This window comes from Seonamhaeicola sp. NFXS20 (assembly GCF_049132085.1).
GTDB lineage: Bacteria > Bacteroidota > Bacteroidia > Flavobacteriales > Flavobacteriaceae > Seonamhaeicola.
The window spans coordinates 37,361-55,809 of sequence record NZ_JAFMPU010000006.1; the positions used below are offsets into that span (position 1 = coordinate 37,361).

At 30.0% G+C, this 18,449-nt stretch carries 18 protein-coding genes; 13 read left to right on the forward strand and 5 right to left on the reverse strand.

What is annotated here, in order from left to right; all coding sequences use genetic code 11:
- Positions 1-27 precede the first annotated feature (27 nt).
- Positions 28-1,659, forward strand: a complete 1,632-nt coding sequence (pckA, locus tag J1D01_RS10170) for a phosphoenolpyruvate carboxykinase (ATP) (protein ID WP_421150720.1) — start codon at positions 28-30, stop codon at positions 1,657-1,659.
- A gap of 73 nt (positions 1,660-1,732) precedes the next feature.
- Positions 1,733-2,419 carry a DUF2490 domain-containing protein gene (locus J1D01_RS10175; RefSeq protein WP_421150721.1) on the forward strand — a complete coding sequence of 229 codons (687 nt, stop codon included), beginning with the start codon at positions 1,733-1,735 and terminating at the stop codon, positions 2,417-2,419.
- Here the strand turns inward: J1D01_RS10175 and rlmF are convergent, their stop codons facing one another.
- Positions 2,420-3,295 carry a 23S rRNA (adenine(1618)-N(6))-methyltransferase RlmF gene (gene rlmF / locus J1D01_RS10180; RefSeq protein WP_421150722.1) on the reverse strand — a complete coding sequence of 292 codons (876 nt, stop codon included), beginning with the start codon at positions 3,293-3,295 and terminating at the stop codon, positions 2,420-2,422. It lies immediately after the preceding gene.
- A 112-nt stretch (positions 3,296-3,407) separates the two neighbouring features.
- Between rlmF and J1D01_RS10185 the strand changes: the two genes are divergently transcribed.
- Positions 3,408-4,070, forward strand: a complete 663-nt coding sequence (locus J1D01_RS10185; RefSeq protein ID WP_372937330.1) for an HAD family hydrolase — start codon at positions 3,408-3,410, stop codon at positions 4,068-4,070.
- A 119-nt stretch (positions 4,071-4,189) separates the two neighbouring features.
- Here the strand turns inward: J1D01_RS10185 and J1D01_RS10190 are convergent, their stop codons facing one another.
- Positions 4,190-4,621: a MotA/TolQ/ExbB proton channel family protein gene (locus J1D01_RS10190; RefSeq protein ID WP_372937331.1), complete on the reverse strand. Its 432-nt coding sequence runs from the start codon at positions 4,619-4,621 to the stop codon at positions 4,190-4,192.
- 191 nt (positions 4,622-4,812) lie between these two features.
- On the opposite strand from J1D01_RS10190, the gene J1D01_RS10195 reads away from it, so the two are divergent.
- Together J1D01_RS10195 and J1D01_RS10200 are read left to right on the forward strand one after the other, a co-directional pair.
- Positions 4,813-5,862 (forward strand): sensor histidine kinase, encoded by a 1,050-nt coding sequence (locus J1D01_RS10195; protein ID WP_421150723.1) that lies wholly within the window; start codon positions 4,813-4,815, stop codon positions 5,860-5,862.
- A complete protein-coding gene (locus J1D01_RS10200) occupies positions 5,859-6,575 on the forward strand; it encodes a LytR/AlgR family response regulator transcription factor (protein ID WP_421150724.1) in 717 nt (238 codons plus the stop codon). The genes J1D01_RS10195 and J1D01_RS10200 overlap by 4 nt, the downstream gene beginning before the upstream one ends.
- Before the next feature lie 139 nt (positions 6,576-6,714).
- Here the strand turns inward: J1D01_RS10200 and lpdA are convergent, their stop codons facing one another.
- Both lpdA and J1D01_RS10210 read right to left on the reverse strand, forming a co-directional pair.
- Positions 6,715-8,115, reverse strand: a complete 1,401-nt coding sequence (gene lpdA / locus J1D01_RS10205; RefSeq protein ID WP_421150725.1) for a dihydrolipoyl dehydrogenase — start codon at positions 8,113-8,115, stop codon at positions 6,715-6,717.
- Between the two features lie 169 nt (positions 8,116-8,284).
- On the reverse strand, positions 8,285-9,868 hold the full coding sequence (locus J1D01_RS10210) for a S41 family peptidase (protein WP_421150726.1): 1,584 nt from the start codon (positions 9,866-9,868) through the stop codon (positions 8,285-8,287).
- 133 nt (positions 9,869-10,001) lie between these two features.
- Here J1D01_RS10210 and smpB point away from each other — a divergent pair, with 133 nt between their 5' ends.
- From smpB to J1D01_RS10225, 3 genes are all read left to right on the forward strand, one after another.
- A complete protein-coding gene (gene smpB, locus J1D01_RS10215; protein WP_421150727.1) occupies positions 10,002-10,460 on the forward strand; it encodes an SsrA-binding protein SmpB in 459 nt (152 codons plus the stop codon).
- Positions 10,461-10,525: 65 nt separating this feature from the next.
- Complete coding sequence (locus tag J1D01_RS10220) at positions 10,526-11,089, forward strand: hypothetical protein (protein ID WP_372938894.1); 564 nt, start codon at positions 10,526-10,528, stop codon at positions 11,087-11,089.
- Positions 11,090-11,092: 3 nt separating this feature from the next.
- The gene (locus J1D01_RS10225) at positions 11,093-11,641 is read left to right on the forward strand and encodes a pyridoxamine 5'-phosphate oxidase family protein (protein ID WP_421150728.1); all 549 of its coding nucleotides are present in this window, start codon (positions 11,093-11,095) and stop codon (positions 11,639-11,641) included.
- A gap of 67 nt (positions 11,642-11,708) precedes the next feature.
- Here the strand turns inward: J1D01_RS10225 and J1D01_RS10230 are convergent, their stop codons facing one another.
- Positions 11,709-12,350 carry a protein-L-isoaspartate(D-aspartate) O-methyltransferase gene (locus tag J1D01_RS10230; protein ID WP_372938877.1) on the reverse strand — a complete coding sequence of 214 codons (642 nt, stop codon included), beginning with the start codon at positions 12,348-12,350 and terminating at the stop codon, positions 11,709-11,711.
- A 146-nt stretch (positions 12,351-12,496) separates the two neighbouring features.
- On the opposite strand from J1D01_RS10230, the gene J1D01_RS10235 reads away from it, so the two are divergent.
- The 5 genes from J1D01_RS10235 to J1D01_RS10255 all read left to right on the forward strand — a co-directional run bounded on the left by J1D01_RS10235 (position 12,497) and on the right by J1D01_RS10255 (position 18,433).
- Entirely contained in the window at positions 12,497-13,456 is a 960-nt protein-coding gene (locus tag J1D01_RS10235; RefSeq protein WP_421150729.1) for a Gfo/Idh/MocA family protein, read from the forward strand.
- A 1-nt stretch (position 13,457) separates the two neighbouring features.
- The gene (locus J1D01_RS10240; protein ID WP_421150730.1) at positions 13,458-14,348 is read left to right on the forward strand and encodes a 3-hydroxyacyl-CoA dehydrogenase family protein; all 891 of its coding nucleotides are present in this window, start codon (positions 13,458-13,460) and stop codon (positions 14,346-14,348) included.
- The gene (locus J1D01_RS10245) at positions 14,348-15,019 is read left to right on the forward strand and encodes a YggS family pyridoxal phosphate-dependent enzyme (protein WP_421150731.1); all 672 of its coding nucleotides are present in this window, start codon (positions 14,348-14,350) and stop codon (positions 15,017-15,019) included. The genes J1D01_RS10240 and J1D01_RS10245 overlap by 1 nt, the downstream gene beginning before the upstream one ends.
- An 81-nt stretch (positions 15,020-15,100) precedes the next feature.
- Complete coding sequence (locus tag J1D01_RS10250) at positions 15,101-16,462, forward strand: exonuclease domain-containing protein (RefSeq protein ID WP_421150846.1); 1,362 nt, start codon at positions 15,101-15,103, stop codon at positions 16,460-16,462.
- Between the two features lie 6 nt (positions 16,463-16,468).
- Positions 16,469-18,433 carry a DUF3857 domain-containing protein gene (locus J1D01_RS10255; RefSeq protein ID WP_421150732.1) on the forward strand — a complete coding sequence of 655 codons (1,965 nt, stop codon included), beginning with the start codon at positions 16,469-16,471 and terminating at the stop codon, positions 18,431-18,433.
- Positions 18,434-18,449 lie beyond the last annotated feature (16 nt).

Here is an 18,449-nt window from a genome sequence, read left to right on the forward strand (position 1 = left end):
TTAGTAAGAACCTTAAAATTGAACAAAATGAATACATCTATGACTTCTAAAAAAACCCCCGACTTATCTAAATACGGGTTAAAAGACGTGACAGCCCATTGGAATTTATCTCCAAAGGAACTTCAAAAAATCACAGTTGAAAAAGGAATGGGTAAAGAAACCGCTAATGGTACTTTAGCTGTTAATACTGGAAAATTTACAGGACGTTCACCACAAGACCGCTTTATTGTAAAAGATGACTACACAGCAGAAAGAGTTTGGTGGGGAAAAACAAATAAAGCAGTATCTCCAGAAAATTTTGATAAACTTGAAAAAGAAATTACAAAATACCTTTCTGGAAAAGAAATTTATGCAAGAGATGGCTATGTTTGTGCAGAGCCTGAATATAGAACAAATGTTAGAACGATAACTGAGCTTCCTTGGTCTAATATGTTTGTTTATAACATGTTTTTAAGACCTAGCGAAAAAGAATTAGAAAACTTTAAAGAAGATTGGTTAGTACTTTGTGCTCCTGGTTATGAATGCCCAGACCCAAAAGCTTACGGCATCCGCCAAGGAAACTTTTCAATTCTAAACTTTACTAAAAAGATAGCATTAGTTGGTGGTTCTGCATATACTGGCGAAATTAAAAAAGGTATCTTCTCTGCTATGAACATGGTTTTACCTGTAGAAAAAAACGTATTACCAATGCACTGCTCTGCAAACGTAGGCAAAAAAGGCGATACTGCTATTTTCTTCGGATTATCAGGAACAGGAAAAACAACACTTTCAGCAGATCCAGAAAGAAAATTAATTGGTGATGATGAACATGGTTGGACAGCAGATAACACCATTTTTAACTTTGAAGGAGGATGTTATGCAAAAGTAATAGATTTATCTGAAGAAAAAGAACCAGACATCTTTAGAGCTGTTAAACCAGGTGCTTTACTTGAAAACATTATAATAAAAGAAAACGGAGAACCAGATTATTTAGATAGCAGTATAACACAAAACACACGTGTAAGCTATCCTATTTATCATATTGATAATATTCAAGAAACACTTTACGCAAACAACCCAAAAAACATTTTCTTTTTAACTTGTGATGCTTTTGGAGTATTACCTCCTGTATCAAAATTAACTCCTGGCCAAGCGGCTTACCACTTTATCTCTGGTTACACAGCTAAAGTTGCTGGAACAGAAGCAGGTATAACTGAACCAGTTCCATCATTCTCTGCTTGTTTTGGCGAACCATTTATGCCATTACACCCAACAGTTTACGGCGAAATGTTAAGTAAAAAAATGACTGAAGCTGGAGTTAACGTTTGGTTAATAAACACAGGATGGAGTGCTGGACCTTACGGTGTTGGCTCTCGTATTAAGCTAAAATACACTAGAGCAATGATTACTGCTATTTTAAACGGTGAATTAGAAGGTGTAGATTACGACCAAAACTTTATTTTCGGCTTATACATGCCTAAATACTGTCCTGGTGTACCTACTGAAATTTTAGACCCAATGAATACCTGGTTGAAAAAAGGAGCTTATGTTGGAAAAGCTATACAATTAGCGCACTCATTCCACTTAAACTTCGAAAAATTTGCTAGTCAAGCTTCAACACAAATAATTGAAGGTGGTCCACTAATTGATGAACACCATCATTTACACGAACACTTTTAATTAGGTTGTTATTTAATATCAAAAAGGGAGTTCTTAAGAACTCCCTTTATAATTAACCATTATTTTATTTAAAATGAAACGATATTTTGCCCTTTTATTACTGTTTTTAAGTCTAAATATTTTTGCACAATCTCCTGTTGAAGACAAAATGGGATCTTGGTTTACCTATGGTGCAACCTATAGAATTTCAGACAAGGTTAGTGTTAGTAATGTTGTACAATCATGGCATTATGAAATTGCCGATAATTTTAATTTTTTGTTTACTAATTTGGCTTTTAACTATCATATTTCTCCTAAACTTACCACATCTGTAGCTTATGGATGGATGGATATAGATAGTGGTTTTGAAAAAAGTGGACCACACACTTATGAAAATAGAACATATGAGCAACTAGGTTACAAGCACAAATTGGCTAACCTACCTATTGACCATAGATTAAGGCTGGAGCAACGATTTTTAAATAAACCTGCCCCTACTAAAAATGTAATGCACAATAGAATACGCTATAGAGTAGGCACCAAAATAACATTGAATAAAACTCTTTTTATTAGACTTAATAATGAATTTATTTGGACCATTCAAACCCAAAAAAATGATGGTTTTACAGAAAATAGAGCCTATGGTGCTTTAGGCATAAATATTTTTAAAGCAGCCAATCTTCAAGTAGGTTATTTAAACAGAAAAATAAGTGGGTTAGATTTACATAGATTACAGCTAGGATTCTTTTACAAAGTAGATTTTAGAAAAAAAACAGAATAGTTATTCTTGAAATGTCCAAGCAATAATTCTTGATAATTTATTGCCTTGCCCCATATTAATAACTTTAACAGTTTTAGCATTTAGTTTTTTAAGAGATACTTTCAAACTTCTAATCAATTCTTTTTTAGAAACTAACGATGTAAACCAAATACACTGATCTTTATATAAAGAACTTTCATATATATAATTATGAAGAAATGCTTTTTCGCCACCTTTATACCAAAGTTCATTATGTTTACCAGAAAAGTTTCTAATTAATTTGACCTGAGATTTATTTAATCCTTTTAATTTTCTAGTAGTAGCAGCAATAGCTTCTTGTTCTGATTTATAGAAAGGAGGATTACACATAGTTATTGAAAATCTGTCAGCAGAAGTTAAAATGCCTTTTAAAATATGCTGACTGTTTTCTTGAAACCTCAACGAAATGCTATTAAATAAATCATTTTTATCAATAATATGTTGTGCATGTTTTAAAGAAGTTTTATCAATATCAGTTCCAACAAAATCCCATTGGTACTCTGCATTTCCTAGAATAGGATAAATACAACTAGCTCCTGTTCCTATATCTAAAACTTTAATTTTTTCAAATATTTTAGTTTCAACTAACAAATCGTTTATGTTATGAATATAATCTACTCTACCCGGAATTGGCGGACATAGGTTTTCATCTGGAAACTCCCAAAACTTAACATTATAATATGCTAATAACAAACTTGTATTAAGCGCTTTAACTGCTTTAGGGTTAGCAAAATCTATAGTTAATGTTTTGTGTTTATTAAAAAACACAAAAGGTTTTAAACTAGGAAATACACTACATAAAACATCAAAATCATAACCAAATTTATGCCTGTTTTTATGATGTAATTGTGAAGTCACCTCTAATAGTTTAATATTAATTTGGCTAAAGTGCTTATATAATTTTAAAACACCAAAATATTTTACAAGCAACTTTTATCAATTGCTTATCTTAGTCAAAAAAAAAGTTAATATGCTTAAAGCAGTTATTTTTGATATGGATGGGGTTATTATAGACAGTGAACCACTTCATAATAAAGCCTACAATGATATGTTTAACCATGTTGGTATTGAAGTTTCAACAGAACTGTATGAGTCTTTTACAGGACAATCTACCATAAATATTTGCAAACGTTTGTGCAGTCATTTTAATCTTAAACAATCTCCAGAAACCTTAGTGGCTTTAAAAAGAAAGTATTACAAACACTTTTTTGAAACCAACTCTAATTTAACCCTTATTGATGGCGTTTTAGATTTAATTAAAGATTACCATAGTAATGGGTTAACTTTAGTTCTAGGTTCATCGGCTGCAATGACAAGTATTAATCAAATTTTTGAACGTTTTGATTTAGATAAATATTTTAAAGCAAAATTAAGTGGTGCAGATTTAAAACAATCTAAACCACACCCCGAAATATTTATAAAAGCAGCAGAAGCCTCTGGTTTTAAAAGAGAAGAATGTATGGTTATTGAAGATTCTACCAATGGTATTCTTGCAGCTCATTCAGCTGGTATTTACTGTGTTGGTTATGACAGTTTTCATTCAAAAAACCAAGACTATTCTAAAGCCAATATGGTTATTAAAGATTTTAAGGAAATTACCTTTGATAAACTAAATGAAGTTTTAATTTATTAATTGCTTTCATTAAATTTTTTAAACTTAAAAGCATAAATTTTAGTTTTTAAAAATAAATGCAATATTGCTATAAAAAAAGTGAACCTTAGGTTCACTTTTTTAATTTGTGTTAGTAAAATTTATTCTGCAACTTCTTTATCTGCGCTACTAAACCATCTTAAAATAAGAATACCTAATCTAGCAATTATAAAAGAAAACAACCCAAATGTAGCTGTTAGAAGTGATACTTTAAGACCACCCGCAAAAATCTCAGGGCTTGGACTTCCCATTGCTTCAATTGAATCGAAAGCTGTAATTAATCCTATTACTGAACCTAGAAAACCCAAAACTAAACCTAGCAAGCTGGAGTCTGTAGTTAACCTTATGTATTTTTTTGAAAGTAGTTCGTTTTTTTTTAGATTGATGAAACTCATAATAATAAAAAATACAGACAATAACAGACATATTAATATTAAAGACATAAATAATGGTCCGCCCTCATTAAAACGATCAACAAATTGTAAAGAAATAACCAATTTTTCAGCAAATAAAGAAATTAAAAATAAACTCATAATTAACGGTTTTTAATTGAACATACCCAAACTTAATACCTTTTATAGGTTTGAAAATTAAAATGAGACCAATAACCAAATTAGCACAGGAAATAACAGTGTTGCAAAATCCATCCTTAAATTGGTTATTCGTCTACAAAATAAGATTTACCATGTAAAAATATGTTATTATTGTATTAATACATGCAATAATGCTTTCAACACAGTTTATTATAAATAAAATTGGGCACGCGTTTTTACACTTGCTTTTTTGGTTGGGAGTACTTTTATTTTTCACTTATCTTTTTGGTGCAGATAGTAAAAATTTTAATGACACTCTGTGGTTTGCTGGTTTTTTAATGCCAATAACCATAGCGGTTTCTTATGTATCTGTATATAAATTAATTCCAGATTATTTGGTAAAAAAACGGTATGCCCTTTTTGTTCTATATAGTAGTTACACCTTTATAGTTTCGGTATATTTAGTTATGGTTTCTATATTTTTTAGTTTGATTTACATATCAAACTTTAAATATGAACAAATGGCCCCTGCCACAAAAAACATGCTGTTTGTTATTACAGCTGTTTATTTAGTAGCTTTTATAGTAAGCGCTTTTAAACTATTAAAACTTAATTTTAAAAATTCTGAACAAAACAGTGCGCTAAAAACAAAAATTTTAGACACTCAACTAAAATTGAAAGAACAAGAATTGAATTATTTAAAAATGCAAATTCATCCGCATTTTTTGTTCAACACTCTAAATACCATATATGGATTTGCATTAAAAAAAGCAGACGAAACCCCAGAAATGATACTAAAACTTTCTAATTTACTAGACTATTTATTATATCAAGCAGATAAACCATTTGTACTCTTAACTGAAGAAATTGCTCATATAAAAGATTATATTGCTTTAGAAGAAATGCGATTTAATGATACATTAAAGATTTCTTTTAAAACAACAAATATTGATGTTACTCAAAAAATAGCCCCAATGCTTTTACTACCTTTTGTTGAAAACAGCTTTAAACATGGTTTTATAAAACATGGTGTTTTAAGTGTTAATATTAATTTAACTTGCAAACCCAATAAAATTTATTTTTCAATAATTAATACTAGTAAAAAATCTAAAACACCTACTAATGGCATTGGATTAGAAAATATAAAAAAACGTTTAGATTTACTTTACGCCAACAAATATTCAATAAAAATTGATGATAATACACCAAACTTTAAAGTAGAATTAATTTTAAACTTTTGATAAACAATACCTCCATATCGTGTTTAATTATTGATGACGAAATTATAGCTAGAGAAGTTATAGCAACACATCTTTCTAAAATTAATAATATAAGTGTTGTTGCTAGTTGTAGTAATGCTCTTGAAGCTTTTAATTGGATAAACACAACTAAAATAGATCTTGTTTTTTTAGATATTAATATGCCAGAAATATCGGGTATTTCGTTTGCAAAATCTATAAATAAAAACATTAAAATTATTTTTACAACAGCTTATAGAGATTATGCTGTAGAAGGTTTTGAGCTTAAAGCTGTTGATTATTTATTAAAACCTATTGCTTTTGAACGTTTATTAAAAGCGGTTAACAATTACTTTGAAACTCTACAGCGCAACGAAAAGCAAATAGAAAATAGTAAAGACTTTAATGGGTTTATTTTTGTTCGTGCAGATAGAAAAATGATTAAAATTAATTTTGATGACATTGTTTATATTGAAAGTTATAGTGATTATTTAAAAATTCATTTAAATAACAAAACCATAATAACACGAGAAACCATTAGTGCTATTGAAGCAAAATTACCTAAACACAAATTTTTAAGAATACACCGTTCTTACATCATTGCATTAGAGCAAATTACATCATTTACCAATGAACACATTACTATATTAAAAAAGGCTTTACCAATAAGTAGAGGTTATAAAAAAGAGGTGTTAAAACTTCTAGAACAATATTAAAATGACATTGTTACTATTATTTATATTAAAAACTTAACATTAAAAGTGAAGTTTTATAGTAAAGTTCAAAACATCAAATAAAAAAAGCAAACCGATAAGATTTGCTTTTTTTATTTGAGTTAGAGTTATATAGCAATTATTACACATGTAATGCTCTATCATCAGTAGCTGCTAAAGCCGCTTCTTTTATAGCCTCTGTAAATGTTGGGTGCGCATGAGACATTCTAGAAACATCTTCGGCACTAGCTCTATATTCCATAGCAACAACAGCTTCAGCAATCATATCGGCAGCACGAGCACCAACCATATGAACACCTAAAATTTCATCGGTATTTTTATCGGCTAATACTTTTACAAAACCATCTATATCCATACTTGCTCTAGCTCTACCTAAAGCACGCATAGGAAATTGACCAACTTTATAATCTACACCAGCTTCTTTTAATTGTTCTTCGGTTTTACCAACAGCAGCAACTTCTGGCCATGTGTAAACCACACCTGGAATTAAATTATAATCAATATGTGGTTTTTGTCCTGCTAAAATTTCTGCAACAAAAACACCTTCTTCTTCAGCTTTATGGGCTAACATGGCACCTTTTACAACATCACCTATAGCATAAATATTTGAAACGTTAGTTTGCAAATGATCATTAACTTCTACTCTACCTCTTTCGTCTAGCTTAACACCAGCTGCTTCGGCATTTAAACCATCAGTGTAAGGACGACGACCAACAGATACTAAACAGTAATCGCCTTTAAATTCTACTTCTTCGCCTTTTTTATTATCGGCTTTTACTATAACTTCATCACCAACACGCTCAACAGATTTTACTTTGTGTGATGCATTAATTTTGAATTTTTGTTTCTTTAAAACTTTATTTAATTCTTTTGAAACACCGGCATCCATAGTTGGTACAATTCTATCGGCATACTCAACAACAGAAACTTCGGCACCCAAACGTTTGTAAACTTGCCCAAGCTCTAAACCTATTACACCACCACCAATAACAATTAAATGTTTTGGTATTTCTTTAAGCTTTAAAGCTTCGGTTGATGTAATGATACGTTCTTTATCAATATTTATAAACGGTAAGCTAGATGGTTTACTTCCGGTTGCAATAATGGTATTTTTTGCTTCAATTTCGGTAGTTTGTTCTCCTGTAATGATAATGTGTGTTGCATCTTTAAAGCTTCCTAAACCTTGATATACATCAATCTTATTCTTCTTCATTAAAAAATCAATACCACCAGTTGTTTGATCTACAACAGCTTGTTTTCGGGCAATCATTTTTTCAAGATTTACTTTTACATCTCCAGGAATTTCAATTCCGTGTTCTTCAAAATGTTTTACAGCATCTTCATAATGGTGAGAAGAATCTAAAAGTGCTTTACTTGGTATACAACCTACATTTAAACAAGTACCTCCTAAAGTTGCGTATTTTTCTATTATGGCGGTTTTCATTCCTAATTGCGCGCATCTAATAGCAGCAACATATCCACCAGGACCAGAACCTATAACGGCTACATCATATGAATTCATAAACTAATTTTTCTATTTAAAAATTGGTATATCAAAAGTACAAATGTTTTATGGTAAGGCAATGAAAATTTCATATTATAGAAGAATATTGTGTTTCCTTTAATTCTATTTATAAAAATTATTAAAATTTAAGCACATTTATTGTTTTAATAGAATTATTCTAAAATAATTATAATTTCCCAATATCTTTTAAAATCCAATTTAATTGAGGATCTGAGTGTGACTGAAAGTCTTTAACCGTTGGCAGAATTTCTACATCTGGTTTAACCCCATAACCATCGGGTGTTTGTTTTTGGGGTGCTTCAATTTGCATTAACCCCATTCTTATTTTTAATTTAGATGTTGGCAACCTGTATAGCTTATATATTCCTGCAACCGTTCCGTTATAGGCACCACCTGTTTCTTCTCCAACAAAAATGGCTCTTCTTGTTGCTTTTAAATGAGTTGAAAGTAATGATGATGCCGAAAAAGAATTCCCATTTATTAGTACGTACATTTTACCTTTGTAATTTAACGGATTTGGTTTTTTAATTTTAGACTCGCCAAATTTATAATACAATTTACCATCTTTCTTTTTTACATGTAATAAATTATGCACTAACACTATAGGAGATAAAATACCAGCAGCAACTTTTAAACCGTTTGGTGTAGTGTTACTCATTAAATACTTAAAAAACGGAGTTCTGTTAGTTACTTCACTTTCTAAAATAAATTGATATTCTCTATCGGTTAAATATGAATATAGTTTTTCTATTTCTGCAATGCGTCCACCACCATTATCACGTAAATCTAAAATGAAATATTTTGTTTTTAATGAATCTATTTTTTTAAAGCTTTCTTTATAAAATTTTTTATAGTTACCATTGGTAAAACTTCTAATTTTCATGTAAGCCACAGAACTATCTTTTCCTATAAAATTGAAATTTCTGGTATATTGTTTCCTTTTACTTATGTAACCATATTTTCTATTATCTTTTTTACGTTTTTTAGCAAGACGCTTTTTTTCTTTTTTTTCTTCTTTTGATGGTTTTGGAGGTTTAATATTTTTTAAAGAATCGGCTAGTTTTTCGGTGGTCTTTTCTTTTTTCGGAATTCGTTTTAAAATCTTAGTAAATAAAGAATCTTTGTTTTTAAAAGTAATCTCTAAACTATCTAAATAACCTTTGTCTTTATAGTAATAATAAACAAACCCCTTGCTAACATATCGGTTATATAATGTGGTGTTATAACCATCTGATGAAAAACGTGTTTTATAAGTTTCTACAAGTTTTTTTGCAGGCTCATCATTAATACTAATTACTTCGCTACCTACCAAAGTAGAATCTTTTCCCCTGTTAGCTTTCACCCAAAGTTTACCTTCTAAATATTCAAAATCTAAATCGTAAAACTCAAATTTCTTTTTCTTTAATTCTTTTCGTTCTTGTTTGTTAAATTGTTTAGACGCAGAACTAACAGCTATATGCCCTTGCCTAACATTAGCAACTACAGGTGCTAATTTTTTATAAAATGCTCTAGAATTCATAGGAGTTTTTATAGATTTTTTTAAACTATCAAATTTAAAATCTAGAGTCTCTTTGGGTGTATATTGGTATAATCTAGGATGATTTTTTTTAAGTTGTTTATATAGCTTATCAACATCTTTTTGTAAATCTTCAATAGAATGTAAATTTGTAATTTGTTCATTATATCTCTTTACACTTACACATGAAGTTGTAAGTATTAAAAAAGAAATACACAGAAGTAAGTTTTTCATACTAATTTATTTGAAGCTTTGCTAAAATAATTGTATTTCTATTTATTTAAACTATTATTTTGAGTTTATTTGGCATTAAAGGATAATGAAACTAAACACTAATAAATAATAAATTTATGTAGTTTTGTGCTCCATGCAAAAAAACATTAACATATTAAATAAAAAAGCACGCTTTCAATACGAAATATTAGATAAATATACGGCTGGTATTGTATTAACCGGAACCGAAATAAAATCTATTAGAAGTGGTAAAGCATCTATTGCCGAAAGTTTTTGTGAATTTAATGACCGCAATGAACTTTTTGTGGTTAATATGACTATTGAAGAATACAGCCATGGCACCTACTACAACCACAAACCAAAAGCTACACGTAAATTACTTTTAAACAAAAGAGAACTTAAAAAATTACAAAAAGAGGTTCAAAACACGGGGCTTACCATTATTCCGCTTAAGCTGTTTATAAATGAAAAAGGCTACGCTAAACTTAACATTGCACTAGCAAGAGGTAAAAAATTATACGATAAAAGAGAAACCATTAAAGACCGTGATAATAAACGTAACCTTGATAGGATTAAAAAGAACTTTAAATAATTAAGAAACACTTAACGGTTAAAGTTTATTAAAATTCTTACTTTGTAATAGTAATTAATTTAAACATGAAAAATATTTTTATAGCATTATTTTTAGTTCTTACAACACTAACCGTTCAAGCTCAAAAAAAAGAAAAAAAAGGCAATAAGGAAGCACCCCAAGAAGTATTTGTTATAGATAGTACCAAAGTAACTACTTTAGATAAAACTATAAAAACACTATACAATACAATTTCTGGTGAAAAAGGCGAAAAACGTAATTGGGAACAATTCAAATTTCTTTTTCATAAAGATGCTAAACTTATCCCGTCTGGTAAAAACAAAAATAAAGATTATATAGCAAAATATATGTCGCCTAGTGATTACGTAAAAGCCTCTGGCACATGGTTAACTGAAAATGGTTTTTTTGAAAAAGAAATACACCGTGAAGTTCAAAAATTTGGAAATATAGCCCAAGTATTTAGTACCTACGAAGCATTTTACAGCAATTCTGATGAACAACCATTTATGCGTGGTATAAATAGTATTCAACTAATGAATGATGGTGAGCGCTGGTGGATACTAAACGTTTTCTGGACACAAGAAACTGAGGACAACCCTATACCAGAAAAATATTTACCCAAAAAATAATTTATGTCTACCTTTTTCTCAGAAGTTACTCCAGAATTAAAATTATTTATAGAAAATCAAAAAATATTCTTTGTAGCTACTGCTGCTAAAAAAGGCAGAATAAACTTATCGCCAAAAGGACAAGATAGTTTTAGAGTTATAAATAAAAACAAAGTTGTTTGGTTAAACTTAACAGGAAGCGGTAATGAAACTGCTGCACATTTATTAAAAAATGACCGAATGACCATTATGTTCTGCGCTTTTGAAGGAAAACCACTTATCCTCAGACTTTATGGTAGTGCAAAAACATATCATAAGAGAGAGTCTAAATTTAATGAATATATAAATTTATTTCCTAGAATAGCTGGTACTAGACAAATAGTTGAAATGCAAGTTGAAACTGTTCAAACATCATGCGGTTATGCTGTTCCTTTTATGGATTTTAAAGAAGAACGCAATCAATTAAATGCATGGGCAGAAAAACAAGGAGAAGAACGCCTAAATAACTACCGCAAAGAAAAAAACTCTAAAAGTATTGACGGGTTTGATACAGGACTTTTGGATAGTGAGTAGTGAATGGTGAATGGTGAATGGTGAAAATATAAAACTCCTAGCAACTAACAACTAAAACCCAGCAAACCTAATTCTTATCCTCTAACAAGGGCACAAACCTAAACTCACCATATTCATGTTGCTCAAACTCTTTAGGTCCTTTCCTAACAAACAAAGTCATTATTTGAACATCATCACCCACAGGAATTACTAACCTACCACCTATTTTTAACTGACTTAATAACGGTTTTGGTACAAATGGCGCACCAGCGGTAACAATAATACCATCAAAAGGAGCTTCTTCTGGCAAGCCTTTATAACCATCACCAAAAATTAATTTTTTAGCTCTGTAACCAAGTTTTGGCAAAAACTTACTTGTAATTTTAAACAACTCATTTTGCCTTTCAATACTATAAACTTTTGCTCCCAATTCGCACAAAACAGCTGTTTGATAGCCACAACCCGTACCAATTTCTAAAATTTTATCACCATTTTTAACGTTTAGCAATTCTGATTGAAAAGCTACCGTGTATGGTTGCGATATGGTTTGGTTAGCTGCTATTGGAAATGCTTTATCTTGATACGCATGGTCTATAAATCCAGAATCCATAAACAAATGTCTTGGCACATTACCAATGGCTTTTAAAACCTTTTCATCCGCTATCCCTTTGGCTTTAATAGTGTTAACTAATTGTTGTCTTAATCCTTTATGCTTAAATGTATCTTTCAAATTTCAAGAAGTTTGGCTTGCTAAAATTAGTCAAACATTTTAAAGCTTAAAATAATTTATTAAGAATTTATTTTGAGGGAAAATTTACCTTTAAATCATTATATTCATCTACTAAATATCTTATTTTTGTTAAAAACCTAAATATTATGCTAAACGCTGGTGTACTTGGTGCTGGCCACCTCGGAAAAATTCACTTAAGACTATTAAATCAATCTAATAAATACAACCTAGTAGGCTTTTATGATGCCGATGAAGAAAATGGTAAAAAGGTAGAAGCTGAATTCGGGTATAAGTTTTTCAACTCTATTGATGCTCTTATTGATGCTGTTGATATGGTTGACATTGTTACCCCTACGCTCTCTCATTATGATTGTGCCAAAAAAGCTATTGATAAAGGCAAACATATTTTTATTGAAAAACCTATTACCAATACAGTTGAAGAGGCAGAACATATAAGAGAACTACTTGCAAAACATGGTTTAAGAGGTCAAGTAGGACATGTTGAGCGTTTTAACCCTGCTTTTTTAGCGGTGAAAAATGATATAAATGCACCCATGTTTATTGAAACGCATAGGTTAGCAGAATTTAACCCTAGAGGTACCGATGTACCTGTTGTTTTAGATTTAATGATTCATGATATTGATATCATTTTAAGCATTGTAAAATCTAAAGTAAAACATGTTTCGGCAAGCGGAGTAGCTGTTATAAGTGATACTCCAGATATTGCAAATGCCCGCTTAGAGTTTGAAAATGGTTGTGTTGCCAACTTAACTGCTAGTAGAATTTCTCTTAAAAAAATGCGTAAAGCACGTTTCTTTCAAAAAGATGCTTATATCTCTGTTGACTTTTTAGAGAAAAAATGCGAAGTAGTTAAAATGAAAGATGCACCAGAAAACCCAGGAGATTTTGATATGGTGCTTCAAAATGCCGAAGGTGTAAAAAAGCAAATCTATTTTGATAATCCAAAAATAGCAGATAACAACGCTATTTTAGATGAATTAGAAACCTTTGCAAATGCTATAAACACAAACACTACACCTGTAGTAACTCTTCATGATGGTACAGAAGCCCTACGTGTTGCAAACCAAATAATTAATAGTTTTTAATATGAAAAATATTGCAGTTATTGGTGCAGGAACCATGGGTAACGGTATTGCTCACACCTTTGCTCAATGTGGTTTTACAGTTAATTTAATTGATATTAATGAAGCTTCTTTAAAAAAAGGACTAAATACTATTAGCAAGAATTTAGACCGAATGCATGCTAAAGAGAAAATTACTGAAGAAGATAAAGCTAAAACATTAGCAAATATTTCTTGTTTCACTAGTTTAAAAGAAGGTGTTAAAAATACAGATTTAGTGGTTGAAGCTGCCACTGAAAACATTGATTTAAAACTTAATATTTTTAAGCAACTTGATGAGATTTGTTCTAAAGAAACCATTTTAGCTACTAACACCTCTTCAATATCTATTACAAAAATAGCTGGCGTTACAAACAACCCAAATAAAGTTATTGGTATGCATTTTATGAATCCTGTACCCATAATGAAATTGGTTGAAGTAATTCGAGGTTATAACACCAGTGATGACGTTACCAAAACCATCATGGAACTTTCTAAAACTTTAAACAAAGTTCCTGTAGAGGTAAATGATTACCCTGGGTTTGTAGCCAACCGTATTTTAATGCCTATGCTAAACGAATCTATTGAAACGTTATACAACAATGTTGCTGGTGTTAAAGAAATTGATACCGTAATGAAATTAGGAATGGCACACCCTATGGGTCCATTACAACTAGCAGATTTTATAGGGTTAGATGTTTGCCTTTCCATTTTAAACGTTATGTATGATGGTTTTAAAAACCCTAAATATGCCCCTTGTCCGCTGTTAGTAAATATGGTACGTGCTGGGAAATTAGGTATAAAATCTGGTCAGGGTTTTTATGATTACACAGAAACTAAAAAAGCCGAAAAAGTAGCTGCACAATTTTTAAAATAATGCAAATAAAAGACAACCTTCAAAATATAAAATCTACCCTACCAAAACACGTTACTTTAGTTGCCGTTTCAAAAACCAAACCCATTTCTGATATTTTAGAAGCCTACAATGCCGGACAACGCATTTTTGGTGAAAATAAAATACAAGAAATGGCAGAAAAACACAATGCTTTACCCAAAGATATTGAATGGCATATGATTGGTCATGTTCAAAGAAATAAGGTGAAGTATATGGCAAGTTTTGTAAGTTTAATTCATGGGGTAGACAATTTTAAACTACTTACCGAAATTGATAAACAAGCAAAAAAATACAACAGAATTATTAACTGTTTGCTTCAAATAAAAATAGCTTCTGAAGATTCAAAATTTGGAATGCATCCTTCTGAAGTTTCAGATATAATTCAATCTGAAACTTTTTCAGATTTAAAAAACATTAAAGTTACCGGCCTCATGGGAATGGCAACTTTTACTGATAAAGAAGAGCAAGTTAAAAAAGAATTTAATCTTGTAAAGACAACTTTTGAAAGTTTGAAAAAACTGAAAACTAAAAACTGTGAATTAAAAACTATATCTATGGGTATGAGTGGTGATTACAAACTTGCCATTGCATGTGGCAGTAATATGGTAAGAATTGGTAGCAGTATATTTGGAACACGTAATTATGGAGTGTGAGTAGTGAGTAGTGAATAGTGAATAGTGAATAGTGAGTGGTGAACAAAAAACTTTTAACTTTTAACTTTTAACTTTTAACAAATTTACGCAATACTAGACATAGAAACCACAGGTGGTAAGTATAATGAAGAAGGCATTACAGAAATTGCTATTTATAAATATGATGGCCATAAAGTTGTAGATCAGTTTATAAGTTTAGTAAACCCAGAAAAAGACATTCAACCCTTTGTTGTTAATCTTACCGGAATAAATAACAATATGCTGCGTAATGCTCCTAAATTTTACGAAGTAGCAAAACGCATTGTTGAAATTACTGAAGACTGCATTATTGTAGCTCATAATGCACAGTTTGACTACCGAATTTTATGTACAGAATTTAGACGTTTAGGTTTTGAATATGAACGTAAATCGCTTTGTACGGTAGAGCTATCCAAAAATTTAATTCCAGGACAACCATCATATAGTTTAGGTAAATTAGTACGCTCTTTAGGTATTCCCGTTTCAGATAGACACCGTGCTTCGGGAGATGCTTTAGCTACGGTAAAACTATTTAAAATGCTTTTAGATAAAGATACTTCTAAAAACATCATTAAAAATTCTGTAAGAGCTAACCCAAAACATCAATTAGAGCCCAGACATAATGATATTATTGCAGATTTACCAGCTGTAACGGGTGTATATTACATTCATAAAGCCGATGGTGAAATTATCTATATTGGTAAAAGCAAAAACATAAAAAAACGCATAAACCAACACTTTACCAATACCAACCCAAAATCAAAAAAAATTCAAGCCCTAGTTAGGTCTGTAACCTATGAAGCTACAGGTAGCGAATTAGTGGCTCTTTTAAAAGAAAGTGAAGAAATAAAGCGCATTAGACCAATATTTAACAGAGCTTTACGCAGAACTATCTTTACCCATGCTTTGTATAGTTTTGTTGATGAAAACAATTACATCAATTTAAAAATTGATGTTGCAGATGGTAGAAAAAAACCCATTACAACTTTTAGTAACCGGCAAAGTGGTAAAAGTTTTATTTTAAATGCAATTGAAAAATATCAATTATGCCAAAAACTTACAGGTATTTATAAAACAAAAACAAGCTGTTTTAATTATGATATAAAAGCTTGTAACGGTGCTTGTGTTAATGAAGAACCTTTTGAAGTTTATAACAAACGTGTAGAATTACTCATATCTAAAAACAGTTATTCTAATAAAAACATGGTAATTATAGATAAAGGGCGTGATGTAGATGAGCGTAGCGCTATTTTAATTGAAAACGGCATTTTTAAAGGGGTTGGTTATTTCAATCTAAATTATCAAATAAACAATATAGATATTTTAAAATCTATTATAACACCAATGAATAACAATAGAGATACGCAACATATTATTCAAAGTTATTTAAGAAAGAATAAAAGAATAAAAAAAATAATATTATAAAAATTCATGAAGAGAATTACCTTAATCTTGCTATTACTTCCATCACTCTGTTTATTCTCTCAAACATCATTCAACTCTGAATCTTATCGGGTTTCTTTAGCCGATATTAAAACTAATACATATGAAAAGGACTCTACTGCTAATGCTTTAATAATCTATCAAAAAGGTAAAAGTTGGTTAAGTGCTGCAGACTATAAACTTCATACTGAAGAACAGCACAAAGTAAAAATTTTAAATAAAGAAGGTTTTGATAAAGCTACTGTTACCATTTATTTACATAAAAAAGATGGCAATAATTATCAAAAAATAGAAGACATTTTTGCAACCACATATAATTTAACAAATGGCAATGTAGAGAAAACGCAGCTAAGAAAAAAAGATATATTTAAAGAAAACCATAACGAAAATTATGATGTTGTAAAATTTACATTACCAAATGTAAAAGAGGGCTCTGTAATAACGTATAGCTACACCATAATCTCTCCGCAATATTTAATGTGGAAATATTATGATTGGCAATTTCAGCACAATATACCAACCCTTTACAGTGAATATCAAACTAGTATTCCTGGTAATTGGATTTATAATATAAAGCTAGTTGGAGGTAAAAAACTTGTAACCAACACTGCCAATGTTAAAAAAAATTGTTTAGAAGGTCCAAGAGGCGCAAGTGCTCATTGCTTAGAAACAGTTTACGCCATGAAAGACATTCCTGCTTTTATTGAAGAAAATTATATGACCACTAGAGCAAATTATTTATCTAGAATTGAATACGAATTACAAACATTTAATGGTTTTGATGGTACTGTAAAAAATTATACAAAAACGTGGAAAGATGTTGATAAAGAATTAAAAACAGATCCAAACATTGGTAAACAGCTTTCAAAGTCAGTTAAGTTAGAAGACTTACTTCCTACAGAAATTATTTTAACATCAAATGATTTAGAAAAAGCTAAAGCTATTTATGAGTATGTTCAAAAAAATTATACTTGGAATGAGAAAAATAGAATTTTTAAAAATGTTTCTATTAAAAACCTTTTAAAAAACAAATCAGGAAATGTAGGTTCTATTAATATTTTACTGCATAACATATTAGAAGAGAGTGGCTTTAAAGTAAAACCATTATTATTATCAACAAGACAAAATGGATTTGCCACAAAAATTTATCCGGTAATTTCAGAATTTAACTATTTAGTAGTTCATGCAACTATTAACAATAAAACATACCTATTAGATGCAACCGATAAATATTTAAGTTTTGGAGAACTTCCTTTTAAATGTTTAAACTCTTATGGTAGGCTTTTAGATTTTGATTTGGCAAGTGAGTGGTTTGATATTATTCCTAAAAAATCACGTATTATGTATGAAGCCAAAATGCAGATTAAAGAAAACCAAAAAATTGTTGGCACTATTAAATCTAAAACAACAGGTTATCATGCCTATAAAAAAAGAAAAGCCTATTTTACAAATAACAGTGCTTATGTAGAAAACCTAGAAAACAAATCTACAAACCTAATAGTATTAGACTATGAAACTACTGATACTTCACCTACCTCTCCTATTTTTAATGAAAACTATAAAATAGAATATACCTCAGAAGAAACAGGCGAAAACATTTACCTTAATCCTTTTTTCATTAAATTTTTTACAGAAAACCCTTTTAAACTTCAAGAAAGAAGCTACCCAATTGATTTTGGTTATGAAGATTCTTATTATTACACTTTAAAACTTAACTTAGGAAATAAATATGAAGTTGCAGAAAAACCTAACCCCCTAATAGCAAATTTACCAAACAACTCAGGTAAACTATTTTTATCATCATCAGTTTTTGAAAATGAACTGTCTTTAACCATAAAAATAAACTTTAACAAAGCTATTTATCCTGCAGAATATTATCCATACCTTAAAAATTTCATGAATAAAATTGTCAACATTCAAAACAATTCACTAATACTTTTAAAGAAAAAGTAATTTAGTTTCTTATTTT

Excerpts from the sequence above, each read along its gene's own strand:
- pckA (WP_421150720.1), top strand. The coding sequence starts at position 28 with ATGAATACATCTATGACTTCTAAAAAAACCCCCGACTTATCTAAATAC.
- J1D01_RS10175 (WP_421150721.1), top strand. The coding sequence starts at position 1,733 with ATGAAACGATATTTTGCCCTTTTATTACTGTTTTTAAGTCTAAATATT.
- J1D01_RS10185 (WP_372937330.1), top strand. The coding sequence starts at position 3,408 with ATGCTTAAAGCAGTTATTTTTGATATGGATGGGGTTATTATAGACAGT.
- J1D01_RS10190 (WP_372937331.1), bottom strand. The coding sequence starts at position 4,621 with ATGAGTTTATTTTTAATTTCTTTATTTGCTGAAAAATTGGTTATTTCT.
- J1D01_RS10195 (WP_421150723.1), top strand. The coding sequence starts at position 4,813 with ATGCTTTCAACACAGTTTATTATAAATAAAATTGGGCACGCGTTTTTA.
- lpdA (WP_421150725.1), bottom strand. The coding sequence starts at position 8,115 with ATGAATTCATATGATGTAGCCGTTATAGGTTCTGGTCCTGGTGGATAT.
- J1D01_RS10210 (WP_421150726.1), bottom strand. The coding sequence starts at position 9,868 with ATGAAAAACTTACTTCTGTGTATTTCTTTTTTAATACTTACAACTTCA.
- smpB (WP_421150727.1), top strand. The coding sequence starts at position 10,002 with ATGCAAAAAAACATTAACATATTAAATAAAAAAGCACGCTTTCAATAC.
- J1D01_RS10220 (WP_372938894.1), top strand. The coding sequence starts at position 10,526 with ATGAAAAATATTTTTATAGCATTATTTTTAGTTCTTACAACACTAACC.
- J1D01_RS10225 (WP_421150728.1), top strand. The coding sequence starts at position 11,093 with ATGTCTACCTTTTTCTCAGAAGTTACTCCAGAATTAAAATTATTTATA.
- J1D01_RS10235 (WP_421150729.1), top strand. The coding sequence starts at position 12,497 with ATGCTAAACGCTGGTGTACTTGGTGCTGGCCACCTCGGAAAAATTCAC.
- J1D01_RS10240 (WP_421150730.1), top strand. The coding sequence starts at position 13,458 with ATGAAAAATATTGCAGTTATTGGTGCAGGAACCATGGGTAACGGTATT.
- J1D01_RS10245 (WP_421150731.1), top strand. The coding sequence starts at position 14,348 with ATGCAAATAAAAGACAACCTTCAAAATATAAAATCTACCCTACCAAAA.
- J1D01_RS10255 (WP_421150732.1), top strand. The coding sequence starts at position 16,469 with ATGAAGAGAATTACCTTAATCTTGCTATTACTTCCATCACTCTGTTTA.